This window comes from Mycolicibacterium tokaiense (assembly GCF_010725885.1).
Taxonomy (GTDB): domain Bacteria; phylum Actinomycetota; class Actinomycetes; order Mycobacteriales; family Mycobacteriaceae; genus Mycobacterium; species Mycobacterium tokaiense.
This window is the reverse complement of sequence record NZ_AP022600.1, coordinates 5873242-5899585: the sequence shown is the minus strand read 5'-3', so window position 1 is coordinate 5899585 and position 26344 is coordinate 5873242. Positions and strand designations below refer to the sequence as shown.

General features: G+C 67.9%; 21 protein-coding genes and 1 pseudogene. 12 read left to right on the top strand and 10 right to left on the bottom strand.

Annotation, left to right across the window (positions count from 1 at the left end):
- Positions 1–153 precede the first annotated feature (153 nt).
- On the top strand, positions 154–726 hold the full coding sequence (locus tag G6N58_RS28415) for a TetR/AcrR family transcriptional regulator (RefSeq protein ID WP_115280557.1): 573 nt from the start codon (positions 154–156) through the stop codon (positions 724–726).
- 1 nt (position 727) lies between these two features.
- Here the strand turns inward: G6N58_RS28415 and G6N58_RS28410 are convergent, their stop codons facing one another.
- From G6N58_RS28410 to G6N58_RS28400, 3 genes are read right to left on the bottom strand one after another with little or no spacing between them, the layout of a single operon-like run.
- Complete coding sequence (locus tag G6N58_RS28410) at positions 728–4090, bottom strand: ATP-binding protein (RefSeq protein WP_115280558.1); 3363 nt, start codon at positions 4088–4090, stop codon at positions 728–730.
- Positions 4083–4763 (bottom strand): DUF4194 domain-containing protein, encoded by a 681-nt coding sequence (locus G6N58_RS28405; protein WP_115280559.1) that lies wholly within the window; start codon positions 4761–4763, stop codon positions 4083–4085. The genes G6N58_RS28410 and G6N58_RS28405 overlap by 8 nt, the downstream gene beginning before the upstream one ends.
- Positions 4760–6241 carry a DUF3375 domain-containing protein gene (locus G6N58_RS28400; protein ID WP_115280560.1) on the bottom strand — a complete coding sequence of 494 codons (1482 nt, stop codon included), beginning with the start codon at positions 6239–6241 and terminating at the stop codon, positions 4760–4762. The genes G6N58_RS28405 and G6N58_RS28400 overlap by 4 nt, the downstream gene beginning before the upstream one ends.
- A 508-nt stretch (positions 6242–6749) precedes the next feature.
- Between G6N58_RS28400 and G6N58_RS28395 the strand changes: the two genes are divergently transcribed.
- From G6N58_RS28395 to G6N58_RS28385, 3 genes are all read left to right on the top strand, one after another.
- Complete coding sequence (locus G6N58_RS28395; protein WP_115280562.1) at positions 6750–7052, top strand: hypothetical protein; 303 nt, start codon at positions 6750–6752, stop codon at positions 7050–7052.
- A gap of 138 nt (positions 7053–7190) precedes the next feature.
- On the top strand, positions 7191–8828 hold the full coding sequence (locus G6N58_RS28390; protein WP_115280563.1) for an FAD-binding dehydrogenase: 1638 nt from the start codon (positions 7191–7193) through the stop codon (positions 8826–8828).
- The gene (locus G6N58_RS28385) at positions 8822–10474 is read left to right on the top strand and encodes an alpha-keto acid decarboxylase family protein (protein WP_163908510.1); all 1653 of its coding nucleotides are present in this window, start codon (positions 8822–8824) and stop codon (positions 10472–10474) included. Before G6N58_RS28390 ends, G6N58_RS28385 begins: the two co-directional genes overlap by 7 nt.
- Before the next feature lie 2 nt (positions 10475–10476).
- On the opposite strand, the gene G6N58_RS28380 is transcribed toward G6N58_RS28385, so the two are convergent.
- Positions 10477–11466 carry a hypothetical protein gene (locus G6N58_RS28380; RefSeq protein WP_115280565.1) on the bottom strand — a complete coding sequence of 330 codons (990 nt, stop codon included), beginning with the start codon at positions 11464–11466 and terminating at the stop codon, positions 10477–10479.
- Between the two features lie 76 nt (positions 11467–11542).
- Here G6N58_RS28380 and G6N58_RS28375 point away from each other — a divergent pair, with 76 nt between their 5' ends.
- The 3 genes from G6N58_RS28375 to G6N58_RS28365 all read left to right on the top strand — a co-directional run bounded on the left by G6N58_RS28375 (position 11543) and on the right by G6N58_RS28365 (position 14122).
- A complete protein-coding gene (locus G6N58_RS28375; RefSeq protein ID WP_115280566.1) occupies positions 11543–12736 on the top strand; it encodes a TetR/AcrR family transcriptional regulator in 1194 nt (397 codons plus the stop codon).
- Positions 12737–12742: 6 nt separating this feature from the next.
- Positions 12743–13675 (top strand): antibiotic biosynthesis monooxygenase, encoded by a 933-nt coding sequence (locus tag G6N58_RS28370; RefSeq protein WP_115280567.1) that lies wholly within the window; start codon positions 12743–12745, stop codon positions 13673–13675.
- A 141-nt stretch (positions 13676–13816) separates the two neighbouring features.
- On the top strand, positions 13817–14122 hold the full coding sequence (locus G6N58_RS28365) for a hypothetical protein (RefSeq protein WP_115280568.1): 306 nt from the start codon (positions 13817–13819) through the stop codon (positions 14120–14122).
- Between the two features lie 65 nt (positions 14123–14187).
- Here G6N58_RS28365 and G6N58_RS28360 read toward each other — a convergent pair whose 3' ends face one another.
- The 4 genes and pseudogenes from G6N58_RS28360 to G6N58_RS28345 all read right to left on the bottom strand — a co-directional run bounded on the left by G6N58_RS28360 (position 14188) and on the right by G6N58_RS28345 (position 18550).
- On the bottom strand, positions 14188–14922 hold the full coding sequence (locus G6N58_RS28360; RefSeq protein ID WP_115280569.1) for an SDR family NAD(P)-dependent oxidoreductase: 735 nt from the start codon (positions 14920–14922) through the stop codon (positions 14188–14190).
- 13 nt (positions 14923–14935) lie between these two features.
- Positions 14936–15949, bottom strand: coding sequence for an acetamidase/formamidase family protein (locus G6N58_RS28355; RefSeq protein WP_115281988.1), 1014 nt, complete (start codon positions 15947–15949; stop codon positions 14936–14938).
- 22 nt (positions 15950–15971) lie between these two features.
- A complete protein-coding gene (locus G6N58_RS28350; protein WP_115280570.1) occupies positions 15972–17183 on the bottom strand; it encodes an acyl-CoA dehydrogenase family protein in 1212 nt (403 codons plus the stop codon).
- Positions 17184–17207: 24 nt separating this feature from the next.
- Positions 17208–18550, bottom strand: a pseudogene (locus G6N58_RS28345) (FAD-dependent oxidoreductase).
- 195 nt (positions 18551–18745) lie between these two features.
- Here G6N58_RS28345 and G6N58_RS28340 point away from each other — a divergent pair.
- Complete coding sequence (locus G6N58_RS28340) at positions 18746–20290, top strand: FAD-dependent oxidoreductase (protein ID WP_115280571.1); 1545 nt, start codon at positions 18746–18748, stop codon at positions 20288–20290.
- Positions 20287–20616: a 4Fe-4S dicluster domain-containing protein gene (locus G6N58_RS28335; RefSeq protein ID WP_163908509.1), complete on the top strand. Its 330-nt coding sequence runs from the start codon at positions 20287–20289 to the stop codon at positions 20614–20616. The genes G6N58_RS28340 and G6N58_RS28335 overlap by 4 nt, the downstream gene beginning before the upstream one ends.
- Positions 20617–20695: 79 nt before the next feature.
- Here G6N58_RS28335 and G6N58_RS28330 read toward each other — a convergent pair whose 3' ends face one another.
- Positions 20696–21985, bottom strand: coding sequence for an MFS transporter (locus tag G6N58_RS28330; protein ID WP_197746450.1), 1290 nt, complete (start codon positions 21983–21985; stop codon positions 20696–20698).
- Positions 21982–22806, bottom strand: coding sequence for a sulfurtransferase (locus G6N58_RS28325; protein ID WP_232068038.1), 825 nt, complete (start codon positions 22804–22806; stop codon positions 21982–21984). The genes G6N58_RS28330 and G6N58_RS28325 overlap by 4 nt, the downstream gene beginning before the upstream one ends.
- Before the next feature lie 258 nt (positions 22807–23064).
- Here G6N58_RS28325 and G6N58_RS28320 point away from each other — a divergent pair, with 258 nt between their 5' ends.
- From G6N58_RS28320 to G6N58_RS28310, 3 genes are read left to right on the top strand one after another with little or no spacing between them, the layout of a single operon-like run.
- Complete coding sequence (locus tag G6N58_RS28320; protein WP_115280573.1) at positions 23065–23910, top strand: sulfurtransferase; 846 nt, start codon at positions 23065–23067, stop codon at positions 23908–23910.
- A gap of 8 nt (positions 23911–23918) precedes the next feature.
- Complete coding sequence (locus G6N58_RS28315; protein WP_163908508.1) at positions 23919–25295, top strand: NtaA/DmoA family FMN-dependent monooxygenase; 1377 nt, start codon at positions 23919–23921, stop codon at positions 25293–25295.
- Between the two features lie 17 nt (positions 25296–25312).
- Positions 25313–26344 carry an ABC transporter permease gene (locus G6N58_RS28310; protein ID WP_115280575.1) on the top strand — a complete coding sequence of 344 codons (1032 nt, stop codon included), beginning with the start codon at positions 25313–25315 and terminating at the stop codon, positions 26342–26344.

The window sequence follows — 26344 nt, the reverse complement described above, 5'->3', positions numbered from 1 at the left end:
CTGTCGCTCAACTGCCCGCCTCGGAGATGAATTGCCAGTACAGTAGTGGTCAAACCGTTCATCTCTGTATTTGTCTACCAGTATTGGACGGAAAGTTCATCAAGTAACTTCTGTCCGATCGGTGAACGACGACATCGGTGAGGAGGTGATGAGGTGACACCGGCGGAACGCTCCGTGTCGGAGACCGGCCAGGATGCCCGGGTGGCGCGCACCCGCACCGATGTGTCACGCGCCGCGCTTCATGTGCTCACCACCGAAGGCGCCGAAGCGCTGACCCACGCCCACGTCGCCGAGATCGCCGGTTACTCCAAAACCACGCTCTACACCCACTGGCCGTCGCGACTCGAACTGATCATGATGGCTCTCGACGCCTTGGGGGACATGCCCCACCTGAGTCCCACCGGCGATCTGCGCACCGACCTGATCGCCGAATTGCAGGTGTTCCGCAGCGCCATGGACGACCTGCGCCTCGATCAGATCCTGGCGGTCATGACGCAGTGGGCATCCGCCGATGAGATGGCACAACTGCGCGACAGGATCAACAGCGACGGTCAGCGCCCGTTGCGCACCATGCTCGCCGAGATCACCGAAGGCCCGCGGCTCGAGGCGTCGGTGTCCATGCTCTCCGGGGTGGTGGCCTGTCCGAGCCTGATGTTCGGCACCCGGCCCTCGGACGCGGTGATCGAGGCCGCCGTCGATCTGGTGCTGGCCGGCCTCGGCACCTGAGCTACACCCCGGCGGGCACCTGCGCCGCCGCCGTCATCTCCCGGCGCAGCGTGGTGAAGTCGGAGATGGTCTTGGTCGCCACAGTCGCGACCGGGCGGGCATTGCGGCCGGTGGCCTCCTTTTTGGACACCATCACCACACTGTCGATGTAGGGCTGGATGGTGGTGGCGTTCTGCACCGTCGCCACGATCACCAGCTGGAAGCCGAACTTGCGGAACGCCTGCAGCGCCTGCTGCGCGAACTGCGGGTCGGACTTGCTGAACGCCTCGTCGAGCATCAGCTGCGCGAACACCGGCTTGTTGTCGCCGGCATCAGGGCTGGCGAGGTTGAAGCTGAGCGCGCCCGCCAGACAGAAGGCCATCAGCTTCTCCTGCTCGCCGCCGGAGTTGTCGCCGGCATTGCTGTGCGTGCGGATCAATTCCTCGGTCCGCACATCCCATTCGGCACAGTCGAAGGTGAACCGGTTGCGCACATCGAGTGCGTCGCGCGTCCAGGCCTTGTCCTCCGGCGCCGTCGACGCCAACCGGTTGCGCAGCCGCAGGATGTCGGCGTACTGGTCCAGGATGGCCTGCTTGTCGCCCAGCCCCACCTCGGCGATGCGCCGCGAGATGGCCTTGACGATGTCAGTGAGCTCGGCCACGGCGGTCAGGTGGCGCGGAGTGGCCCGCAGTGTCAGCCGGGTGCCGCGGTTGAACTCGACGGCGCCGAGGCCGGTGTTGACGCGGGTGATCTGCTCACTGATGCGCCGGGTCTCCTGCTCGGCCACCCGGTGCAGCGTCAGGATGGCGTCCGGTGCCTGCTCGGTGACCAGGCGCATCATCCGCTCGTAGGCCTCGGGCAGCTCGCGTTCGTCGATGTGCCGGCACAGCGCCACGTAGTCGTGCACCCGCTCGTCGAACACGTCGCTGTCGTTGGGGATCGCGTCGGGGAACGCCGTGTCGAATGTGTTGAGGATACGGGCCAGCTCGTCATAGGAGCGTCTGCGGCTCTCCCGCAGCTGCTCGCGCTCACGGCGGATGGTGGTGAACACCGCTTCGCGGTGCGGTTCGGGGTTGAGCAACTCCAGCGCCACCGGCACGTCGTCGGCGTAGCGGTGCAGCAGTTCGGTCAGCGGCTCGGAGACGAAGGCCGGCTGCAGACGCTCGGACAGCTCGAGCAGCTGGGTCCGCCGGCGATCCAGGTCGTCGCGGCGGGTCTGGATGGCGCCGCGGCGCGTCATCAGCGTCTGGATCTCGGCCCAGCACTCCTCGGAGCGGGCTGAGAGTGCCTCGATGTCCGGATGATCGGCCAGCAGGATCTCGAACTGTTCGCGCAGTCGGTCGTGGTGCTTGTCGGCGGTCTCGGTGTCGATGTGGTTCCACTGTGGAAACTGTTCGCAGATGGCCTTGTTGGCGGCCGCGCGGTCACGCATCTGCTGGCGTTCGGCCGCGATGTCGTCCGCAGCGCGGCGGGCTTTCTGGTAGGCCTCCTCGGCGGCGGCGAGATCCACGGTGAGCGCATCGATCTTGGCCCGCACGTCACCCTGGTAGATGTAGTCGGACTGTTTGAGCGGACGTCGGTCGTCCTTGACGGCCAGTCGGTCGGAATCCTTGAACAGGCCGGTGTCGGTGACCGCACGCCGGAACCGGGGGAACACGTCGGGGGTGTCGACGCAGATGTGATCACCGGCGGCGGCCACCACATCGGCGGCCTCGGCCGCGCACGGATGGGTGGGATCGACGACGAACAGCTTGCCGGCCAACGTGTTCGGCTCGGCGTCGTCAGGTTCCTTGCCGACCAGCGAGGCCCGCACGTGGTGCAGCTGCAGGCGTCCGCGCATGTTGGTCTCGTTCACGAAGCGCAGCACCGCGCCGTAGTGGCGGTCGGGCACCAGCAGGCGCAGGCCGACACCGCGCAGCACCTTCTCCACTGCCACCCGCCACCGGTTGTGCTCGGGTCGCAGATCCATCAGCTCGGCGATGTAGGGCAGTTCTGTGGCGTCCAGACCGAGTGCCGTGCAGATGAGTTCGCGCATGGTGATGGCTGACTCAGGCAGGGCGGAACCGACGTGCTCGACACGTTTGAGTTCCTTGGCGGCGTCATCGCGGGCCATCCGCGCCACCTTCTGGCCGTACTCGGCGTCGGTGGACGCCTCCCGGCTGCGGTCCAGTTTGGCCATCAGTTCGGTGGCCGCGGTGGTGAGTTCCTCGCGTAGGTTCCAGAAGTCGTCGGCACTGTCCGGTGGCCGGATGTCCTGAGCTTCCAGCAGTGACTCGTAGGCGTTGCGGCGTCGCGAGACTTCCTCGGCCTGGGCCTCGGCGGCCTGCACCTGCGACTGCAGCGGACCGATGCTGGCGCTGGACCCACTGATCTGGGCGTTGAGCGAATCCGCCTCGGCCTTGGCCAGATTCAGCGACCGGGTGACGTCTTCGTACTCGTTGCCCAACTGATCGATGGTGTTGTCCAGCGACTCGATCTGCGCCGGGCACTGCTGCAGTCGGATGTGATCGGTGTAGGCGCGCACCATCGGGGCATCCACCAGGTCGATGATGCCCAGGTCGGAGGATTCGGAGGCGTAGCGCTGCTGGATCTTCTCGATGTCGCCGAGGATCTTGCGCTTGCGCTGCGCGACGGCCAACAGTTCGCGGGCCTCCACCAGGGGGTCGATCTGCTTGAGGGCCTCGGGCAGCCGGGCCAGGCTGTCGGGCTCGTCGAGCATGAACTCGCGGACGAACTGCTCCAGCCCGCCGACGCTCTTGAGCGACTTGGCCTTGCCGAGCAGCTGCTGGGCGGCGTCGGAGGCGCGGATGCCGATGGTGGCGTACAGCTGGGCCAGGTACTGCGACTCGACCTTGGTGGAGAAGCGCCAGTTGTCGTCCTTGAAGACACCGGTGTCGAAACGGCCTGCCGCCCAGCGGTTGCAGACGTCCTCGATGTCTCGGTCGCCGTCGGCGAGGACGAAGCGGCTGGAGGAGTCCGAGCGGGATTCACCGGTCAGCCACTTGAGCACCAGGCCGGTGACGGTGCGCCCGGTGTTGCTGGTGTAGGTCACCGCGATGGCCGACCACGCGGTGCCGTCACCGCGCAGGTACATCACCTTGGAGGTGCCGCCGTCACTGCGCTGGCCCCAGGCGCCGCGCACGTACTTGTCGACGGTGCGCCTGCCCGCGCTGGAGCCGGCCGCGGAGTTGTCGCCGGAGGCGTTGAAGTTGCGGCGGTTGAAGGGCAGGAAGCCCAGTGAGATCGCGTCCAGCAGTGAGGATTTGCCGCTGCCGGAGGCTCCGGCGATCAGTGCGCCGCCCTCGCTGAACGGAATGGAGTGGTAGCCGTCGAACACCCCCCAGTTGATGACCTGCAGGCGGGACAGGTGGAACTGCTCAGGCATCGAGCACTACTTCCTCTTGAGGGGCGCCGCCGCGCAGCAGCACCTCGAACTGCTGCTGAAGCTCGGCGATCACCGATGCCGTCATGACGGCGGTGATGACGGGGCTGACGGTGTAGCTGTCCTCGTCGTCGCGGCTGCGGCGCAGGATGTCCAGGCCGGCCAACCGGGCGATCGCGGCGTCGATGCGGGCGGTGAAGGTCACGGTGTCGCGGTCGACGTCGTTGAGCACCCCGGCGAACAGGCCGTGCACCTCGTCGCGGCTGATCAACACTGTGCTGTCGCCCGAAGCGCGCATCATCTGGGCCAGGTGCAGGGCCAGGATGGAGTCATAGGTGCCCAGTGGTTCGCGGCGCAACAGCTTGGCGCCCCTGGCGGATTCGTAGCGGGCCTGCTCGACGAACGCGACTTCGACGCCCTCCACAATGCGCAGCAGCAGGTCCAGTTCCGAGAGCCGGACAGTGAGGTCCTTACGGTACTCCAGCACCCAGCTGTAGAGGTCGCGGTCGGCCTCGGCGCTGATGTAGCGGCGGGTGAGCAGCTGCTGCAGTGCCCAGCAGGCACGGTCGGGCAGCTCGCTGACATCACCGTCGAAGCGCGGGCGCTTCGCGTGCGGGGTGCGGGTGTTCTGGTCGACCTGCGGCAGCGAGGAGAAGTCGATGTCGGCATCTGTCATTGCAGTGCTCCTGCGGCGTTGGAGACGGGTTCGGTGAACATCAGGTGCGGGACCTCCATCTCGCGGTCACGGCCGTCGAGCGACCGGAACCGCACCGTGTGGGATTCGGGCACCTCGCCGTGGTTCGGTTGAACGAGTGCGTGCGGTTGTTTGAGCGCCCAGGACCACAGCACGATGACGTGACCGAGGTAGGCCGAGTCCAGCCGGTCCACGGCGTCGGGCAGAGACAGCGGCCCGGTCTCGAGAGCGGTGTTGATCATGTCCGACATCGCGGGGGCGTCCACCTGGGTGGTCAGCGCCGCGAAACTGGACAGGTCCAGTTCACTGCCCGCGGGGTGGGCGGGTTTCGGATTGGACAGGTCGCCGATCCGGAAGCTCAGTGCGCCAACGGAACTGATGGAATGGCGGGCCAGCGGCAGCTCGATGTCCAGGCGGGAATCGGTCAGCGACGCCTTGAGCAGGTTGCGGGCGGCACCGATGGCCTCACTGAGTTGGCGGGCCACGCCCCGGCTCTGCTCCAGGGTGCCGAAGGCGGTGAAGCGTTTGACGCGCTGGGCGCAGCGCTGCTGGATGCGTTCCACCTCGTCGATCTGGTGGCCGACGAGTTCGAAGAACCCGGCCATCACCTTACGCAGCTGCGGGTCCAGCGCGGGCAGCGCCTCGGCGACCGCGGCCACGTCGGCCTCGAACTCCGCGCGCTGGTCGGGATCGTTGACCATGCGCAGGAAGGCGCGGTGGGAGTCGCGGCCCTGGGAGTCCCAGGCGGCCTGGTAGTCGGCGTACATCTGGCGTTGCCGGTCGCGGTACTCGACGTTGCTGTCGATGGGTTCGTCGAGCGCGGCGGTGGCCTGCTCGATCATGGTGCCGTACTGGCCGATGTCGGTGATCAGTCGTTCCATCTGCAGGGCGATGGCGCGCGCCTCGTCATAGGAGTCGGTGAGGTCGGGCTCGGCACGCTCGATCTCACCCGAGGCCAGTCCGTCGAGCTCGTCGTGCAGCGCCTGGATCTCGGCTTCGATGCTGCGGCGGATCCGCTCGGGATCGGTGTCCACCCGCAGCGCCACCTGCTTGAGCCGGGATGCGATGCCATTGATCGATCCGCCGGTGGCGATGGTGTCCTGGCGGCGCATGCCCCGTACGAAGTCCAGGGCGCGGCGCGCCTCCTGGGTCAGATAGCAGAGGTTGCGCTCGTGGCCGGAACGCGTGTCGGCCACCCGGTGCAGCCAGCCCTGGCTGGCCCAGGACTTGATCAGGCCCAGTCCGGACTGGGTGTCGCCGTCGGCGAGGCCGGCCAGGTCGCGTTCCAAGGCCACCACCAGCTCGGTCTCGGGCATCACGCCGCCGCTGAGGTGGCGTTCCATCAACGTCGCGTACAGCCCCAGGTTCGTGGTGGCCAGCAGGCGCAGCGTGGGCGAGCTCTGGATGTCCCGATTGAGCGTGAGCAGTTCGGCGGCCGGCACGGCTGTGTCGTCGTCCACCTACCCACCCCTTGTCGTTCTCGTGACCGTCGTCGTGATGGTCACCGGAGGGTCCAAGATAGGCGACCCGAGCGCTGCGCTGCCCCCGCGGGGCGGCGTGTTGGGGATGGAACTCAGGGTGTCCGTGCCCTGGGTCGCAACAGGCGTGTCTTGCGTTGACTGGCGTCTCTCACGCCGCTTTCGCCCCACCGACGCGGCGGGGCACCAGGCGGTGGACCGTGATCATGACCACCTCCTGTTCGCGAACGTGATGACGGCTTTCATGTGTTTGCTATGAGCTGCACAACCGCGGGAATATTTCGCCGGTGCCGTGCCAGTGAATTCTCTCTCGAGCGGTGTTACATAAAAATCCTGCCAATCAACAACAAATTCCTGCCACGGGAAATCAAATGGCGTGAACTGCTGGTTTGAACTGTCAGATCGGCCAGTTCCCCTCCTGCGCCGGCTGGAAGCGCGATTCGGCAGTGTTGCGATCGCACCCGAACCAGATAATGAGAGAAGACGGATCATGAAGAACCTCGGATTTGCTACCCTCGCCGCCACCGCCCTCACCGCCGGTGCCCTCGGCCTCGCCGCGCCGGCGCTGGCCGCCCCCAGCGGCAACGGCGACGCTCTGGAGACCATCTCCTCCCTGGAGGACCAGGGGTACAAGGTGGTGGTGAACCGCCAGTCCACCGCCGCGCTGGCCGACGCGAACGTCGTCTCCGTCGGCGAAGGCCCGTCCTTCAGCCACAACGTCGCGGCCGACGGCAGCAGCAGCGACTACATGGTGCCTGTCACCACGCGCACCATCTACGTCAACGTGAAGTAGACGCACCCACCCACGACAGGCGCCCCCGATGCACTCGGGGGCGCCTTCGTCTGTTCGCAGAGTCGGCCCGTCGTGGCATCCGGGTTTTGCTCCCCGCGATGAGTACCGTTCGCTGCAACAGCGACGGGAAGGGTGCCGATGGCGAGGCTGGTGGCGGACGTGATCGTGGTCGGTCACGGTCTGGCCGGCCTGGTGGCGACCCACGAGATCGCTGCGGCGGGCAAGACGGTGCTGCTCATCGACCAGCAGGGGCCCCAGGACTTCGGCGGCCAGGCGTACTGGTCCTTCGGCGGCCTGTTCATGGTCGGTACCCCCGAGCAACGGCTCTGCGGCATTCGGGACTCCCGGGAACTGGCCTGGCAGGACTGGCTGGGGTCTGCGCAGTTCACCGACGACGACCACTGGCCCCGGCAGTGGGCGAGCAGCTACGTCGACTTCGCCGCGGGGGAGAAGCGGCGCTGGCTGCGCGGCCTGGGCTGGCGCGCGTTCCCGATCCCCGGCTGGCCCGAACGGGGCGGGCGCGGGGCGCTGGGCTCCGGCAACAGCGTGCCCCGGTTCCACATCACCTGGGGCACCGGACCCGGGCTGGTCGAGGTGTTCGCCCGCCGGGTGACCGACGCCGAGTCGCGTGGACTGGTGCGGCGGCTGTTCCGGCACCGGGTCACCGGGCTCGACCGTACCGGCGGCGTCGTCACCGGTGTGCACGGCCGGGTCCTGGAACCCGCCGACCATCCGCGCGGGGCGCCGTCCCCGAACGGCGAAGTGGACGACTTCTGCGCCCGGGCCGGTGCTGTTGTCCTGGCCACCGGCGGTGTCGGCGGCAGCCCGACCATGGTCGAAGAGCTGTTCACCCAGAGCTTCGGCCGGTATCCCGACGGAATGCTCTGCGGAAACCCGGCATACGTCGACGGCGCCATGATCGCCATCGCGCGCGAGGCGGGCGCCAAGATCGCCAATGCCAACCGGCTCTGGTTCTATCCGGACGGCGTCGCCAACATCGACCCCATCTGGCCCGGCCACGGAATCCACGTCACGGCAGGACCGTCTGCGCTGTGGCTCGACGCCGCGGGTCGGCGACTGCCGGCACCGCTGTTCCCCAACTTCGACACCGTGGGTGCGGTCAGATACGTGATGGATTCCGGGTATTCACACTCGTGGTTGGTGATGAATGCCGACATCTTCCGCCGGGAGTTCGCGATGTCGGGTCAGGAGCTGAACCCGGCGATCACCGGGCGCCACCCGTGGGCGGTGCTCCGAGGTCTGCTGCGGCCGAGAATCGGCGGCGCCAACCGACAGTTCCTGGAGCGTGGAGCCGACTTCGTGTCTGCCACGACGGTGGGCGCCCTGGCGAAGGCCATGTCGGTCCCCGAGGCGACCCTGCAGCGCGAGATCGCCGCGCGGGATTCCCAGGCGCGCAACCACTACAGCAAGGACCCGCAGTTCGCCGCCATCGCCAACGCCCGGCGCTACTGGCCGGACCGGTTCAAGGTCGCCAGGCCCGGACCCATCCTCGACCCCGGCGCCGGTCCGCTGATCGCCGTCAAACTGCACATCACCACCCGAAAGACGTTGGGCGGGGTGCAAACTGATCTGCAGGGCCGGGTACTCACCGAGTCCGGAGACGCGCTCGCGGGCCTGTACGCCGCCGGCGAGGTGTCCGGGTTCGGGGGTGGCGGCATCCATGGGCACCGGTCCCTGGAGGGCACGTTCGTCGGAGGTTGTCTGTTCACCGGCCGCACCGTCGGCCGCAGCATCGTCAGGAGTGGCTTGTGTTGATCGGTGAGTTCCTGTTACGCCGGCTGGCCGAGATCGGAACCACCCACGTCTTCGGTGTGCCCGGCGACTACAACATGGCCTTCCTCGAGCAACTCGAAGCCCACCGCGGCATCGACTGGGTGGGCAACTGCAACGAACTCAACGCGGCCTACGCCGCCGACGGACATGCCCGATCCGGGCGGCCGGGTGTCCTGCTGACCACCTACGGCGTGGGTTGCCTCAGCGCGCTCAACGGCGTCGCCGGTGCCTACTGTGAGCACATCCCCCTCATCCACATCTCCGGTGCACCACCGGAACACGCTGTGCGCGACCGTGTTCCGCTACATCACAGCCTGCTCGACGGCGGGTACCGCAACGTGCACCGGGCCTTCGCCGAGTTCATCGAGTACGGCGCCACCATCTCGGCCGCCAACGCCGTCGAGGTGATCGACCATGCCCTGCTGGCGGCGCACCGTTCGCGGCGGCCGGTACGCCTGGAGCTGCCATCGGACCTGGCGACCGTCGAGATCACCGTGCCCGGCCCAGTGCTGACAGTCCGCGACGAAGCGTCTGCCGGCCCGCAGCTCGCCGATGCCGCAGCCGCTGTGGCGCAGGTAGTGGCCGCGGCGGCGCGGCCGCTGGTGGTGTTCGACACGCAAGCTGTGCGCTGGGGCGCCCTGGCCGCCATCGAGGAGTTCTGCACTGCGACGGATCTGCCGTACTTCTGCACGCTGCCCGCGGTGCACCACGCCGACCCCGCCCGCCCGCAGTTCCAGGGCATGCTGCCCAGCCGGGACCGCCAGCACCTGTTCGACGAGGCCGACCTGATCATCGCCTGCGGGCTCACCGTCTCCGATGTGACCACCGGCGGCTTTTCGATCGACTACGCCGACACAGTGCGGTTGGACCCGACCTCGGCGCGGGTGGGCTCGGCGGTGTACTACGGCGTGGGCATTGCCGAGCTGCTTGCCGCCGTCGGTGGGAAACTCGTTGAGCGGCAACGCTGGTGGACCGTGCCGGCACCAGTCGCCGCGCCGGCAGTGGATGCGGCGACGCTGACCGAGGAGCTGTTCTTCTCCCGGCTGCAGGAATTCCTGTGCGCCGGGGACGTGCTGATCGCCGAGACCGGGACCTCGGCGCAGAACACCGTCGGGATGACGCTGCCCGCCGGAACCCGGTACATCAACCAGTCCAGTTGGGGCTCAATAGGTTACGCACTGCCCGCCCTTCTGGGTTCGCTGGTGGCCGAACCGGACCGCCGCCACGTGCTGTGCACCGGCGACGGCTCGTTCCAGGTGACCGCCCAAGAGCTGTCCACCGTCATCCGCCGCGGCCATCGCCCGGTGATCTTTCTGCTCAACAACCGCGGCTACACCATCGAACGGGCCATCCTGGGCGCGCACTCGGCGTACAACGATGTGGCCAATTGGGCGTACCACGACATACCGAGGGTGTTCGGCATCGCCGAGGACCAGCTACTGAGCCGGGTCTGCACCACCGTGGCCGAACTGGATGCCGCACTGGCCGAGGCGGCGAACGCACCACGCCTGTGTTTCATCGAGGTCGCGCTGCAACCACTGGACATGACCGCGGCCACCCGGTTCGTCGGCGAGGGCACCCGGGTCTACGACTACGGCATATACGGTCCGCAGAATCCGCTCAGCTGATCTCACCGGTGCGAGGCCAGCTGGGCGAACGAGGGATGGACCTGCCCGCGGCTGACCAACCGGATGTCGAGCCCGGCGTCGGACACCACCGCAAGCGCGCGCTCCAGAGCGTCGTCGATCCATGTGTCGTCATTGCCGAACGCTCCGCCCCCCACCCGGGTCAGCAGCACCGGGGCGCCGGGGCGCTCGGCGGCCGCCAGCAGCGTCGCCTCGTAGCAGGCCTCCAGCACCAGGCGGGCCAGCGGTTCCCAGTGCGGGCTGCGCACTCCGTAGGACACCGGCAACGCCGAGCAGAACACCTGCGTCACCCGGTGCCCGTCGCGCATGTCGGTGACCTCCACGTCACGGTGCACACCCACCGCAAGCATCGACCGCAGCCGGTCGCGGTCGGGTTCGGACATCCCCGACAGCAGCTCCGACACCGCGGTCAGCCCGTCCTCGGTGCACAACGCGTATCCGTTCTGCATGGTCCACAGCTGGGCGACCGGGCGGTCCAGCAGCGCGGCCAGCTCGGTGCCCAGGTGGGCGAGGGTGTCGAGCTGGCGGTCGCTGCGCTGACCCACCTGATCCCCGACGGGCGCGAAGTAGTTGCGGTAGATGGTTGCCGCGCCCGCAGCGACCGCGCACGCCGGGCCCTGCGTGGGGTCGGACTCATAGCGGGTCACGCCGTGCTCGGGAGTGACGAACGGACCCGTCATCTCCAGGACATTGAACTGCGAGGCGACCTGGAACGTGGCGCCGGCGAACTCCGGATCGGAATGCAACGCCCGGGCGTCCCCGACCAGTGTGCTGATGGTGCTGCGCGTGCCGCGGGCCGGCTGCACGCCGTCGCGCAGCTGCGCGAGGGTGGGCAGTGACAGCGCGCCGATCCCGGCCCGGCTGCCGTCGACCAGCGACACGAGCTCGTCACCCTCGACAGCCAGTCTGCGCTGCGTGTCGGTGTACTCGCCCTCGTGAAAGCCGGTGATGCGGTGGAACCACGACGATGCCATGCAGCGATGGTGGCACGGCCCCGGTGCAGGACTCGTCGATCCGGGCAACGCCGCAGGTCACCTATACGATGTTCGGATGCCCAGCGTCGCCCCCGTGACCCCGCAACGCCGCACGCGGCCCAAGGACCGCAAGGAGCAGATCGCCCGTGCGTCAGCGGAGGCGTTCAGTGAACTGGGCTACCACGGCGTCAGCATGGAGGACATCGCCCGCCGGGTGGGGGTGACAGCGGCCTCGCTGTATCGCCACTACGCCGGCAAATACGACCTGTTCCGTGCCGCGGTACTCGGGATGGGGGAGCACCTGATCGAACTGACTGCCTACATGGAGGATGCCCCCGACGCCGACGCCGCGGCCACCTGGGACCGCGCCGTCGCCTCGTTGACGGATTCGGCGCTGCGCAACCGCACCAGCGGACCGTTGTATCGCTGGGAAGGCCGGTTCCTCCAGCCGGACGACCAGCAGGTGCTCGACGCGCACATGGCGCTGGTGAACAGACGGCTGCAGCGGCCCATCGCGGTGCTGCGCCCCGACCTGTCATGCCGGCACCGGACGCTGCTGACGTCGGCCGTGCTCAGCGTCATCGGCAGCATCACCGACCACCACGCCCGCCTGGCCACGGACCGGGTGCAGGCCACCATGGGTCGCATCGCCCGCGATCTGCGCGACACCGAACTGCCTGCGGTCACCGCCGCCGAACCGCGCCGCCGTGCGGTGGGCGCGGCGGCCGGCGAGTACGAGCAGATCCTGCAGGCCGCGCTGGTGCTCTTCAACGAGCGTGGGTTCCGTGACACCGGCGTCGACGACATCGCGACCGCCGTCGAGATGTCACCGCCGTCCATCTACCGGTTCTTTCCCAGCAAGGGTGCGATTCTCGCGGCGGTGTTCCGACGGGGGGCCGACCGGGTGTCCGGGGACGTCGCCGACGTGCTGGCCGTCGCGGCGGACCCGCGCGAGGCGGTGATCGGCCTCGTGGACGCCTACGTGCAGCGCTCCATCGCGAGCCCGGAGCTGGCCTACGTCTACTACGCCGAGCGGGCCAACGTGCCCGCCGAGGACCGCGCCGTGCTCCACAACATGCAACGCGCCACCGTGGAAGCCTGGTCCAGTCAGGTCGCCGCGGCGCGGACCGAGTTCGCCCCGGATGAAGCGCGGTTCGCTGTGCACGCCGCGCTGGCCCTGGCCGTCGACGTCGGCCGGCTGGTCAGCGACGACCCGGCCCTGGCGCGCGCGACCCTGCGCCATCTGATGCTGACCGTCCTGCTGGGGTGATGACCGGTGTCTGTCGACAGCCCGGCCACCGGGGTGGTCCTCCTGCACGCCGCGACACCGGAGCAGCTGAGCGCCTGGCAGCAGCGGGTGAGCGCCTCGGCGGCAGCGATGCCGGGATTCATGGCGGTGCGGCTGTCCACTCGGGGTCCGCATCTGGCCAGTGCGGCGGCGGTGACCTTCGACAGCGGTGAACACCTCACCGCGTGGCTCGATTCACCGGCCTACCGCGAGGCGTTGACCGACGACGTGCTCGGCAGGTCGTCGGTTCTGCTGTTCGGCGACGGGCACCGCCTGCCGCCGGGCACCGCCGTGTTCCATCACGACGTCATTCCCGGGCGCACCGACGGGTTCATGGCCGCCGAAGAGTCGATCGCGGCGGCCACCGCGGGCTTTCCCGGGTTCGTCTCGCTGGTGCTGTTGCCGCCGCTGCCCGGGCAGCACCAGTGGGTGTCGATCCTGAGCTTCCACACCGACGACCAGTTGTCGGCGTGGCTCGCATCGCAGGACCGGGCCGCCCGGGTGCCCCACCTGCGGGCCAACCTGACCCGCGACTTCTCGATCGACGCCCCCTTCGGATCCATCCTGCGGTTCCAGGACGGCCGTCCCCGGGTGACGCAGAAGTGGCGGACCGCGATGTTGATCGTCTTGGTGCTCTACCCCACAGCGATGCTGGTGACCCGTTTCCTGGCACCGCTGTGGATCGGGTGGGGAGCCCACCCGTGGTTGTCGACGTGGTTGACGCAGGTGGTGTGCGTGGGCGCGATGACCTACGGGCTGATGCCGGTGGCCACCCGACTGTTCGCGCGCTGGCTCGATCCGGTGGCGGGGGCGACGGTGCGGGTGTCGGTGGCCGGGGCCGCGATCGTCGCTGCGGTGTACCTCGGTTGGCTGCTGCTCTTCGGTACCGTGCCGTGGCTTCAATACTGGAACCACCCCTGATGTGTTGGGGCTCACATGAATCCGTGTCACGGGTTTTGTGCGCGTGGAATTAAACGTGTGAACACGGGGTTAACTCTGACGACCGGTATGCCCCTCGGCGCCGGCCGGTCGACGGATGAGTAACAGAGAGAAGCACGACAAATGAAGAGGTTCGTCATCGCCACCGCGGGTGCGTCCGCGCTGACCGCAGGGTTCATGGGTCTGGCCGCGCCGGCAGTTGCCGCGCCCAGCGCCAACACCAACGCCCAGGCCACCATCACCTCGCTCGAAGAGCAGGGGTTCCACGTGGTGGTCAACCGCCTGTCCGAACGCCCGCTCTCGGAAGCCAATGTGGTGTCACTGGGCGAAGGAGCCAGCGTGACTCACGCCGCCGGTACTGCCGACAGCAGTGCTGCCCTGCAGTTCGGGCCGGTCACCACGTCCACGGTTTATGTGAACGTCCGCTGACCCTTACCCACAGCACACAAAAGGGGCGCCCTCCACGAGGGCGCCCCTTTCTGCTTGTGTCGGGCTCAGAACTGCACGCCGCGGGTGAGCGCGCCGTCGACCAGCAGATTGGTCCCGGTGATGAAGCTGGCGGCCGCGCTGGACAGGAACACCACGGCGTTGGCCACCTCCTGCGCCGTCGCCATCCGGCCGGTGGGGTTCAGACCCAGTGCGCTGGCGAACAATTCGGGATCGCTCTGTTCGATCGTAGGCCACACACCGCCGGGGAAGTAGGTGTTGCCGGGGCTGACGGTGTTGGCGCGTACGCCTTTGCCGGCCAGTTGGTAGGCCAGCCCCTGGGTGTAGTGGATGATCGCGGCTTTGAAGGTGCCGTAGGGCCCCGCGGCGAAGTCGATCTCGCGACCGGAGACGCTGGCGATGGTGACGATGGAGCCCCGGCTCTCGAGCAGATGCGGCAGCGCGGCATCCACCAGTCCGACGGTACCCATCAGATCGACCTCGAAGCTGCTGCGCCAGTTGTCCGGGTTCTCCGGGATGGCCAGCGCGCTGACGTTGGCCACCACACCGTCGATGCCGCCGAGAGTGTTTGCGGCGGTGCTGACCCAGCTCGAAAGTGCTTCATTGTCACCAACATCTACCGCGGTACCGGTGGCCCCGGCGATCGCGCTCGGATCCTCGACGGTACGCGCGCAGTAAGCCACCGTCGCGCCCTCGGCGAGCAGCCCCTCGACGATCGCCCGGCCGATGCCGCGGGTGCCGCCGGTGACCAGGAACCGCTTGCCTGCCAAACCCAGATCCATGTGTGCCTGTCTCCTAGTAGTTGATCGATCCGAGAGAACGTGCTGCAGAACGTAATTCGGTGTGTACGCCACCGAAAGCCACCGCCGGGGGCAGCAGCCTCTTGTCGATCTTCGTGACCGCACTGTAGTTGGTGTCCACCACATTCGCGATCGGTACCTGCGAGATCTGGGTCAGCAGCTGGTAGGCATCCAGGCGATCCAGACCATAGAGCTCGCCCATCCAGGTGATCATCTCGACCTGGCCGGCTCGCCACGCCTCCTCCAGAGGGCGACCCGAACCGATGGTCATCAGGTGGGTGTCGGTTTCCAGCCTCGGCCAGGCCGGGGCACCGCCTTTGATCAGTTCGACGATCGCGGTGACGTGCATGGCGCCTTCGACGGCCGTACCGCAGGATTCGCCTTCGCCCTGGCGGTAGTGGCCATCACCGAGGGAGAACAGGGCGCCGGGCACGTTGACACCGAGGTAGCAGGTGGCGCCGGCGGTCATCTCCGGGGTGTCCATGTTGCCCCCGAACGAGTCGGGCACCAGGGAGCTGCGGACCTCGCGGCGCCCGGGTGCCACGCCGACGGTGCCCAGCATCGGATTGGCCGGCAGCGCCACCTCGAACTCGCTGCGCTGGGCGGAGAACGTCACCGTGCGCCGGGTGGAGTCGTAGTCGTAGATCCACGTCTGCTCGGGCAGTGCCGGTTGCAGGGTGGGGCTGGCAGGCACACTGGTCAGCCCACCGAAGAACGGGATGAGCGTCGAGGCGCCCCAGGTGCGCGCCGGTGTCAGGTCCACCAGGTGCACGGCCAGCGTGTCACCGGGTTCGGCGCCCTCGATGAAGAACGGCCCCGTCTGCGGGTTCAGGTCCTCGGTGTCCAGCGCCACGCTGGCCACGTCGTCGCGACTGGTGATCCGTCCGCCGTAGGCGTCCTCGGTCCACAGGGTCAGTACGGTGCCCGGCTTTATCCGCATCACCGGCGCGGCGCCGCCGAAGGTGTAGTTGAGCTGATCGACGGTCGGGATGAAGGTGACATGCTCCATGACGACCATCCTGGTGGTTGCCCTACCGGATGGCCAGTCCGGTCAACGCGCGGGAGATCACCACGCGCTGGATCTCGCTGGTGCCCTCGAAAATGGTGAAGATCTTGGCGTCGCGGTGCATGCGCTCCACGGGGTAGTCACGGGTGTAGCCGTTGCCGCCGAGGATCTGGATGGCCTCATCGGTGACGTACACCGCGGTCTCGCTGGCGACCAGTTTGGCCATCGATCCCTCGGCGGCGTCGAACGCCACGTTGTTGCGTGCCATCCAGCCGGCCCGCCACACCAGCATCCGGGCGGCGTCGATGCGGCTCTTCATGTCGGCGAGCTTGAACGCGACAGCCTGGAACTCGCCGATCTTGCGACCGAATTGCTCGCGCTGGCAGGCGTATTCGAGTGCGTACTCGTAGGCGGCCCGGGCCACCCCGATGGCCATGGCCCCCACTGTGGGCCGGGTCCGTTCGAAGGTCTTCATGGCGGCCTGCCCGCCGGTGGACGCCCCGGACTTCACCCGCGCGATGCGCTCCTCGAACTTCTCCCGGCCACCGAGGATGAGGTCCTCGGACAGGCGCACGTTGTCGAGCACCACCTCGGCGGTGTGCGAGGCGCGGATGCCGTGCTTCTTGAACTTCTGCCCCTGGCTCAGACCGTGGGTGCCGGGCGGGATGATGAACGTGGCCTGGCCCCGTGACCCGAGTTCTGGGTGCACCGAGGCCACCACGATGTGGACGTCGGCAATGCCGCCGTTGGTGGCCCAGGTCTTGGTGCCGTTGAGTACCCATTCATGTGCAGCCTGGTCGAAGCGGGCACGGGTGCGGATGGCCCCCACGTCGGACCCGGCGTCGGGCTCCGAGGAACAGAACGCGCCCAGCTTGGGTTCCTCGGCCGTGCCGAACATCGGCTGCAGCCACTGACCCAGCTGTTCGGGAGTTCCGTTGCCCGCCAACGCCGCTGCCGCCAGTCCGGTGCCCAGGATGGACAACGCGATCCCCGCGTCACCCCAGAACAGCTCCTCGAACACCGTCAGCATGCCGAGGCCGGATTCCTCGACGGCCTGCTGGGCGAACAGTTCGGGGGAGTACAGCCCGATCTTGGCGGCCTCCTGGATCACCGGCCACGGGGTCTCCTCCCGCTCGTCCCACTCGGCGGCCGCGGGTCGCACCACCTCGGCGGCGAACTCGTGGACCCAATCACGGACGGCGATCACATCGTCGCTGAGCTGCAGTGAGAACGACATGGGGTGAGCCTACCCACCGGGGATTCAGGCCACCCGACCGGCGCGCACCATGTCCTCCCGGGCCACCACCTTGATCCGTTCGCGGCCCGAGCCCTGACCCAGCGACATCTCGTGGGCGTCGAGGCGTTCCCATTCCTGCCAGGTGGTGAAGTCCACGCCGGTGCTCGCCAGGTGCGCCAGGATGGCGTCCGGATCGGAGATCTCCGGCGGCCGGATACCCGGAAGATCTGTCAGTAGATTCGAGATGGTCTCGGCAGCATCGGATTTGGTGTGCCCGATCAGGCCGACGGGTCCGCGCTTGATCCAGCCGGTGACGTAGGTGGCGTTCATCTCCACGCCGTCCATCTCGAGCACGCGGCCGCCGGCGTTGGGACCACTGCCTCGAAGTGGTCGAACGGGAGATCGGCCAGATGCGTGGACAGGTAGCCGACTGCGCGGTACACCGCGTCCACCGGCCAGTCGAAGTATTCGCCTGTGCGGCGGGCGGTTCCGTCGCCGGTCAGTTCGGTGCGCTCAGTGCGCAGTCCCTCCACGCGCGTGGTGCCCAGGATCGCCACCGGCGCCTGGCACAGGTGGAGGTGGATGCGGTGTGGCGCGCCGGTCGGCTCACGCTCCATGTACTTCAGCATGGTGTCCACCACCAGGCGGGTGGACTTGCTGGTGTTGATGGCCTGTTGGCTGGCCTCGTCGATCTCGAACCCTTCGGGATGCACGATGACGTCCACGGCGGGGGAGTGCGACAGCTCGCGGAACTCCATGGGAGTGAACTTGATCTGCGCCGGGCCGCGTCGGGCGAAGACGTGGATGTCGGTGGCCTGGTTGCGTTTCAGGCCCTGGTAGACGTTGTCGGGGATCTCGGTGGTGAGTTGCTCGTCGGCCGGTTTGGCGAGCACCCTGGCGATGTCGAGGGCCACGTTGCCCGCGCCGAGCACCGCGACCTGCCTGGCGTCCAGCGGCCAGTCCCTGGGCACATCGGGATGCCCGTCGTACCAGGACACGAAATCGGCGGCGCCGTGGCTGCCGGGCAGGTCGATGCCGGGGATGTCGAGCGTGCGGTCGGCGCGGGCGCCGGTGGAGAAGATCACCGCGTCGTAGTGTCTACGCAGGTCGGACAGCTTCAGATCGGTGCCGTAGTGCACGTTGCCGATGAAGCGAATCTCGTCGCGGGAGAGCACCCGGCGCAGCGCCTTGATGATCTCCTTGATGCGCGGATGGTCGGGGGCCACGCCGTAGCGCACCAAGCCGTAGGGGGCCGGCAGCCGATCGAAGAGATCGACGCGGGCGCCCTCGTGCTCCTTGGTCAGGATGTCCGAGGCGTAGATGCCTGCCGGGCCTGCGCCGATCACGGCCACACGGATATTCCGCATACACCTTCCTTTCATAGGTGAGGCTAGCCTAAGTAAAGAGGCGGGCTGCGCAAGGCCTACGTCCGTTGACACTGCGGTGGCCGCGAGGAAGTTCGAGTGGGAGTCGCGGTGGACGCAGTGTCGACGGCGTTACTTAGAATCGCGGCGATCGTTTGGGTGGTCTGCAGAGTTCGTGTACGGCACGCTGGCGTCGATATGACCGAATCACTGTCGACCGACGTCCTGGTGATCGGCGGCGGCCCAGCCGGAACGTGGGCTGCGATCAGGGCCGCCGAGTCCGGGGTCGGCGTCATCCTCGCTGACAAGGGCTACACCGGCACTAGCGGTGCCACCGCATCGGCGGGCACCGGGGTCTGGTATGTCGAGCCGGCCCGGCGCGAGGCGGCCATCGCCAAGCGCGAGCACCTGGGCGCCGGGCTGACCGACCGCACCTGGATGCTCCGGGTGCTCGACGAGACCTACGCCCGGATGGACGAGCTGGCCCGGGTGCAGCGCTACCCGTTCCCCGTCGACGCCGACGGGCGGCGTATCATCGACGACCTGCAGGGCCCGGAATACATGAAACGCCAACGGTTGCGGGTTCAGCGCCTCGGTGTGCAGATCCTCGATCACACACCGGCATTGCACCTATTGGTCGACGATTCCGGTGTGGTGTCCGGAGCCGTTGCGGTGCAGCGCAAGTCAGGCAAGACCGTGCGGGTCGAGGCTGCCGCAGTGGTGCTGGCTACCGGGGGCTGCGCGTTCCAGTCCAAGACACTGGGTTGCGACGTCGACACCGGTGACGGCACTCTGATGGCCGTGGAGGCCGGGGCCGTGCTGTCCGGGATGGAGTTCTCCAACTCCTATGCCATCGCACCGGTGGGTACCGCGGTGACCAAGAACGCCTTCTACAACTGGGCGACGTTCTACCGCGCCGACGGCTCGGTGTTCGAGGTGCCGAAGTCCAAAGACCGCACTCTGATGGCATCGGTGATGTTGCAGGAACCGGTGCTGGCCAGTCTGGACCGTGCCACCGCCGCCGAGCGGACTCAGATGCGGCTGGCGCAACCCAACTTCTTCCTCTCCTTCGATCGCCTCGGCATCGATCCGTTCACCGAACGGTTCGAGATCACCCTGGTCACCGAGGGCACCGTCCGCGGCACCGGGGGTGTGCGGATCGCCGATACCGACTGTGGGACGGACATTTCCGGGCTCTATGCCGCCGGCGACACTGCCACCCGGGAACTGATCGCCGGCGCCTGGACCGGCGGTGGCGCTCACAACGCATCCTGGGCGGCGTGCTCGGGCGGCTGGGCCGGCACGGGTGCTGCAGCGTTCGCGCTGCAGCGGGGTCGGCCATCGGGTCGCACACACGCCGTCGGTGAGCCCGGTGCTACAGGCCACCGCGACGTGGTGTCCCGGGTACGGCAACTGGTACTGCCGTACGAGATCAACTATTTGCGGCATGAGTCCCGGCTGACGCCCGCGCTGCAGGAGCTGCACCAGCTGTGGGATGCCCGCGGTGGTGAGCACGCGGTGGGGGAGGATCAGTTCCGAGCGCGCGAGGCGACGGCGATGCTGGCGCACGCCCGGTGGATGTACCACGCCGCGCTGGAGCGCACGGAGAGCCGCGGCATGCACCGCCGCTTCGACTACACCGACCTGGACCCGGCCCAGGAGCACCGGCTGATCACCGGCGGCCTGGACACTCTGTGGAGTCGCCCTGAGCCGCTGTGGCTTTCAGAGGGCCGCGCCGCATGATCGAGATCGTCTCCGCGCAACGCTGCATCGCCTGCGACATGTGCATCGACGTGTGCCCGACCCGGGTTTTCGACCGGGGGGAGGACGGGGTGCCGGTGATCGCGCGCCACGACAGCTGCCAGACCTGCTTCCAGTGTGAGGCCTACTGCCCGACCGACGCGTTGTTCGTGGCGCCGACGGTGCAGCCCGAGCCCGAGGGCTCGAAGTTCCGCGATCTGGACCATGTCATCGAAACGGGCCTACTGGGCTCCTACCGCGCCGCGCTGGGCTGGGGCAAAGGCCGCACACTCGGGGCCCGGCTGGCCGTCCAGCCCGAGATGCCCTGACACCCGCGCGTCGAGACCGACGTTATGCCCGATTCTTCTCGGACACATGGGCCCGTGTGTCGGGTTCGGCGGGGAAGGGTCAGGGTTCGGGGTGGTCGCGGTCGTAGTGGGCGAAAGACGGGACGCGGCGGGCCAGCAGCCAGATCACGAGCAGTATCGCGACGCCGCCGGCCACCAGCGGGCTCCAAATGGCCAGCATGCTGGCGACCGCGCCGGTGACCACATCACCCACCCGAGGACCGCCGGTGACGATGATGGAGAAGATGCTCTGCACGCGGCCACGGAGCTCGTCGGGCACCGCTGCCTGCAGAATGGCGCCCCGGAAGATCGCCGAGATCCCGTCGGCTGCGCCCGCGGCGGCAAGTGTCAGGGCCAGGGCGACAATCGCGATGGTGTGGGTACCGTCGACCGGCCAGATGACCGCCAGCAGCACCACCACACCGGCCACCGCGATACCGGCGGCGTAGAGGTAGGACACCACGAGGATCGCCAGACCTTGACGTCGCACCGAACCCGTCCACCCCGAGAACAGTGCACTGAGCATTGCACCGGCGGCGAACGCCGCCGACAAGACTCCGACCGTGGTGACCCCGCCACCGAGCGTGACGGCGCCCAGCGCGGGGTAGAGCACCCGCGGCTGGGCCAACGCCATGGCCACCAGGTCCACGGTGAGTGCGAACCGGATGTTGTTGGCCCGCCGGAGATACGCCAGGCCCTCGCGCACGGAGCGCAGCACACCCACACCTCGGGTCTCGGCCAACGGCCGCAGTGCCGGGAGGCTCCAGACACCCAGGAACGCCGCGGTGTGCAGCACGGTGTCCACCAGATAGGCGGCCTCGAACCCGCCGATGCCCACCGCCGCGGCAGCAAGCAAGGGACCCACCGTGGCCATCAGCCCCGCGTTGATGCCGTTGAGCGCCCCGGCCGCGGGCAACAGTTCGCGTGGCAGCAGCCGGGGAATGATGGCGCGGCGGGTGATGCTGCCGACGGTGTTGGCCGCCGCGTTGACGGTGGCCGCGATGTACAGCAGCCACAGGGACGTGCCGCCGAGCCAGGCGTGCACCGTCAACACGATGATCGCCCCCCAGGAGATGACCGAGGCGGACATCGCCACCCAGCGGCGGTCGAACCGATCGGCCAGGGTGCCACCGTAGAGACCCATGATCACAATGGGCCCCAATGCGATTCCGGCGATCAGGGACACGGCGAACGTCGAGGACGTGAGGGCATACACCTGCAGGGCCACCGTGACGACGGTCATCTCCTGGCCGATGCTGCCCAGTGCGGTGCCCAGCCACAATCGTCCGAAGGCGCGACTGCGCCGGAACGGGGTGAGATCGAGAAAGAGACTCTTGGCCGGTGCGCTCACCGCTCGAGCACGCGTGTGGGATCGGCCGTCCACTCCGACGCCGAGCCGACGTAGAGCCGGGCGCGGATACCGAGCACGGCGAGCACGAAGACCTCGAGCGCGGCTGACACCCCGGTGCCGCAGTAGGCGGCCGGTTCGCTGCCCGCACCCACCCCGATGCCGGCGAACCGGTGGCGCAGTTGCTCGTCAGGCAGTAAAAAGCCGCTGTCGTCGAATGATTCGGCCACCGGCGCGCTGCGTGCGCCGGGAATGTGACCGGCCTCGGGATCGGCGGGGTTGGAGAACTTGACCGCCGGGCGTGCGTCGAGGAGCAGACCCCGGCCGGCGAAGGCCGGCACCTCGTCGACGAGGACGACAGGAAGGCCACCGGGTTCGATCACGAAGTCACTCTCGACGGGAATGTCGGCTGCACCCGGCTGCACTGTGCCGCCTGCAGCGGCCCAGGCGTGTAGCCCACCGTCGAGCAGGCGCACCGACCGCACCCCGGCCCACCGCAGCAGCCACCACGCCCGCGCCGGTGCGGGTGAGGCGGGGGCCCCGTACACCACCACGGGGGTGTCGACCGAAATGCCCCAGCTGCGCACCGTCTTCTGGAACTCCTCGGCTCCGGGCAGCGGGCGCCTGCCGTTGGTGCCGGTGCTGGGTCCCGCCAGGTCGGCATCCAGGTCAGCGAACAGCGCCCCGGGCAGGTGAGCGTCCAGATACGCCCGGTGGTCGGGACGATCGCCCGCCTGCCGGACGTCGAGCAGGACGGTACCGGGCAATTGTGCAGTCAGTTCGTCCACGCTGATCAGGTTGGCCGCGCGCGGTGTGTCATCCAATGGGGTCCCCTCTGTTCCTCCGTCGATGTTTCACGGCACATATCAGCCAACCTGCTACCACAAACAATCGGCGTGAGCTGAATGCAGAGCGTGCGGCGAAAACACCTGTATGGCAGCCAAATTAGCAGCTCTATCCGTGTCGGCTGACTAATAAACTCACGTGTGAATAAATCTAGACACATGTTGTGGGCGCCAATAATGTTTTCACGTGATGCCAGTTATGTATCAAATATGGCGTGAAACAAAAGGATTGATTCGATGCCTTTGATAACCCGTGCCGTCGTCTCCGTGGAGGAGATCGTCGCGGATCTGCACAACCCGCGTCTGGCGGTCATCGAGGTGCACGCCACGACCCCGACCGCCCCGGTGATCCCGGGTGCGCGCGCGGTGTTCTGGAAAGACCTGGCCTGGCATCCGCTGGAACGTGAACTCGCCGGCGGTGAACTGCTGTCGCAGCGGCTGTTCGATCTGGGCGCCGGCGCCGGGTCGCGGATCGTGCTGGCCGGCGAGCCGACGCAGTTCGCGGCGTATGTGCTGTGGACGCTGCGGGTACGCGGCTTCACCGACATCGCCTACCTGGACGGGGGCATCGAGGCCTGGACGGCGGCAGGAGCACCGACCGGCCGGGAGAGCGTCGAGCGGGAACCGGCCGCCGCTGCGCTCCCGGTGCCGGAGCCCACTGCGGAGCAGGAACAGTTGCGCATCGGCCGCGACGACGTGCGGGCGTTGCTCGGTGACGACGACGTGGTGCTGCTGGACTACCGCACCCCGCAGGAGTACGCAGGCGAGCGGGTCAGCGGCCCCACTGCCGCCATCGACCACGGCGCCGAACGGCATGGCCGGATCCCCGGCGCCAGACCGCTGTTCTTCCGGCAGCTGCTCGACGAGCATGGCCGGCTCAGATCCAAAGATGATCTGCAGGAACTGGTTTCGGACGCGATCCAGGGCGATCCCCGGTTGATCGTCAACTACTGCCGGCTCTCGCATCGATCCACCCTGGGGTGGATCGCTCTGCACGAGGTGCTTGGCTACGACAACGTTCGGGTCTACGACGGTTCCTGGACCGAGTGGGGCTCCATCGTCGGCTTTCCCATCGAGAAATGAGGACCGTCATGACCACAAAATCGATCACCCTCAACCTCAACCTGATTCCCGGTGGAGTGTTCCCCGGAGCGTGGCGTGCCGGCAGCGGCGACGCCCGCCAGTACAGCAGCCTCGAGCACTACATCGAGGTGGCCAAGATCGCGGAGCGGGGCAAATTCGACGCCGTGTTCCTGGCCGACACCCCGGTGTGGCGCTACCGCGGTGAGTACCGGCCGTTCCGCGGCCTGGATCCCACCCTGGCGTTCGCCGCGATCGCCCAGCACACCAGTCACATCGGGCTGGTCGCCACCGGTTCGAGTTCCTACAACTCCGCCTACAATCTGGCGCGGCGCATCTCCACCCTCGACCACATCTCGAACGGCCGGGCCGCCTGGAACATCGTCGCCACCAACGGCGATGACGTGGCCCGCAACTTCGGGCGTGAACACGGCCTCGATCATGACGAAAGATACCGCCGAGCGCACGAATTCGTCGCCGCTGTGCGTGCACTGTGGGACGGCTGGGCTGACGACGCCTGGGTGGCCGACCGCAAGACGGGCACCTATGTCGAGGAGAGCCGGATCCGTTCGGTCGATGTCACCGGAGAGTTCGTCAACACGGCGGGCCCGCTGCCGTTGCCGCGGTCGCCGCAGGGACATCCGGTGCTGGTGCAGGCCGGATCGTCACCCGATGGCATCGGGCTGGCCTCGCGGTTCGCCGATGCCGTCTACACCGTGCAGTCCACCATCGAATCGGCGATCGCGTTCCGCAACACCGTGCGTGAACAGGCGCAGGGCTGGGGCCGCGACCCCGAGACCATCCGGGTGCTGCCCGGTCTGATCACGCTGGTGGCGCCCACCGAGGCCGAGGCGCGGGCCCGGGAGATCGAACTGCGCGAACTGCACACCGAGAAGTTCGCCATCAACGCGCTGGCGCTGCAGATCGGGGTGCCGGTGGAAGCGCTGGACCTGGACCGGGAACTGCCGTGGGACCTGGTGCCCGGCGACGGCGAATTGGGTGCTCAGGGTGGTCATTTCGCCGCTCTGATCGCCACTGCGCGCCGCGAGAAGTACACCGTCAAGCAGATCCTGGCCCGCCAGGGCGGAGGTCTCACCCACGTCACCGCCATCGGGTCCCCTGAGCAGGTGGCCGACCAGATCGAAACCTGGGTCAAGGCCGGCGCCGCCGACGGCTTCAACATCATGAGTGCGCAGCTGCCCGATGTCGCCACCGCCTTCGTGGATCACGTGGTGCCGCTGCTGCAGCGCAAGGGCATCTTCCGCACCGAGTACCCGGGAACCACGCTGCGCGACACCCTGGGTCTGGAGCGCCCCGGTGACGGTTTCGAGAACTACGTGCCGCCTGTGCAGAGCCGTCACAAAGTGGGGGAGGCCGCGTTCGGCTGAGGCCGTACGCATTCATCATGACGATCCTGGAGAGTTCGCCCACCAGCGGCGCTGACGTCGTGGGTGCACCGAAACCCGGCCGCCCCTCGGCGAACCGGCATGACAGCCGGTGGACCGGCATCGCCTTCCAGGCCCGCTACATCGGCGAGAAGATCCTCGCGGCGGTGGTGGTGCTCTGGCTGGCAGCCACCGCGGCTTTCCTGGCCGTGCACTTCTCACCCGGCGATCCGGTGACCCTGCTGATGGGGGAGTTCGACACCCCGGAGCTGCGCGCCGCCATCGAAGCCCAATGGGGACTGGACAAGTCGCTGCCCGTGCAGTATCTCGACTTCCTCATCCGCCTGGTGCACGGTGACTTCGGCATGTCCTACGTGCAGCGCCAACCTGTCGCCGACATCCTGTTCAGCCACCGCCTGGTGGCCAGTGCGCAGCTGACCGCGGCCGCCACGCTGGTCGCCGTGACCGTGGCGCTGGTGGTGTCGGTGGTGACAGCAGGCCGCCGCGGAATCGGCACCCGGATCACGTATCTGGGTGAGCTGACCTTCGCGTCCATCCCGACCTTCTGGTTGGGCATCGTGTTCATCACCGTGCTGTCGTTCCAGCTGGGGCTGCTGCCGGTGGTCGGCGGCAGCACACTCGAGAATCTGATCCTGCCCAGCCTCACCCTCGGGTTGCCCTTGGCGGCGGTGCTGTCCCAGGTGCTGCGTGAAGGTATCGAGAAAGCACTCGAACAGCCCTACGCCGTCACAGCGCTGGCCCGCGGCATCTCACCGTGGCAGCTGAAGCTGCGCCACGGTCTGCGCCACGCGCTCATCCCGGCGGCCACCCTGGCCGGCTGGTCGGTGGGCGGCATGCTCACCGGAACCGTGATCGTCGAGCAGGTGTTCGGCCGGCCCGGCATCGGACAGGCCACCGTCGTCGCCGTCACCCGGCAGGACGTCCCCACGGTGCTGGGCATCACCCTGCTGGCCGTGGCGCTGTACGTGGCCGTCAACACCCTCGTCGACATCCTCTATCTCTGGATCGATCCCCGGCTGCGGGTGCGTTGA

Bases quoted from the DNA above. Each gene is read 5' to 3' on its own strand.
- G6N58_RS28320 (WP_115280573.1), top strand. From the start codon at position 23,065: ATGCCTTTGATAACCCGTGCCGTCGTCTCCGTGGAGGAGATCGTCGCG.
- G6N58_RS28395 (WP_115280562.1), top strand. From the start codon at position 6,750: ATGAAGAACCTCGGATTTGCTACCCTCGCCGCCACCGCCCTCACCGCC.
- G6N58_RS28365 (WP_115280568.1), top strand. From the start codon at position 13,817: ATGAAGAGGTTCGTCATCGCCACCGCGGGTGCGTCCGCGCTGACCGCA.
- G6N58_RS28405 (WP_115280559.1), bottom strand. From the start codon at position 4,763: ATGACAGATGCCGACATCGACTTCTCCTCGCTGCCGCAGGTCGACCAG.
- G6N58_RS28390 (WP_115280563.1), top strand. From the start codon at position 7,191: ATGGCGAGGCTGGTGGCGGACGTGATCGTGGTCGGTCACGGTCTGGCC.
- G6N58_RS28315 (WP_163908508.1), top strand. From the start codon at position 23,919: ATGACCACAAAATCGATCACCCTCAACCTCAACCTGATTCCCGGTGGA.
- G6N58_RS28340 (WP_115280571.1), top strand. From the start codon at position 18,746: ATGACCGAATCACTGTCGACCGACGTCCTGGTGATCGGCGGCGGCCCA.
- G6N58_RS28380 (WP_115280565.1), bottom strand. From the start codon at position 11,466: ATGGCATCGTCGTGGTTCCACCGCATCACCGGCTTTCACGAGGGCGAG.
- G6N58_RS28360 (WP_115280569.1), bottom strand. From the start codon at position 14,922: ATGGATCTGGGTTTGGCAGGCAAGCGGTTCCTGGTCACCGGCGGCACC.
- G6N58_RS28375 (WP_115280566.1), top strand. From the start codon at position 11,543: ATGCCCAGCGTCGCCCCCGTGACCCCGCAACGCCGCACGCGGCCCAAG.
- G6N58_RS28335 (WP_163908509.1), top strand. From the start codon at position 20,287: ATGATCGAGATCGTCTCCGCGCAACGCTGCATCGCCTGCGACATGTGC.
- G6N58_RS28355 (WP_115281988.1), bottom strand. From the start codon at position 15,949: ATGGAGCATGTCACCTTCATCCCGACCGTCGATCAGCTCAACTACACC.
- G6N58_RS28310 (WP_115280575.1), top strand. From the start codon at position 25,313: ATGACGATCCTGGAGAGTTCGCCCACCAGCGGCGCTGACGTCGTGGGT.
- G6N58_RS28410 (WP_115280558.1), bottom strand. From the start codon at position 4,090: ATGCCTGAGCAGTTCCACCTGTCCCGCCTGCAGGTCATCAACTGGGGG.
- G6N58_RS28350 (WP_115280570.1), bottom strand. From the start codon at position 17,183: ATGTCGTTCTCACTGCAGCTCAGCGACGATGTGATCGCCGTCCGTGAT.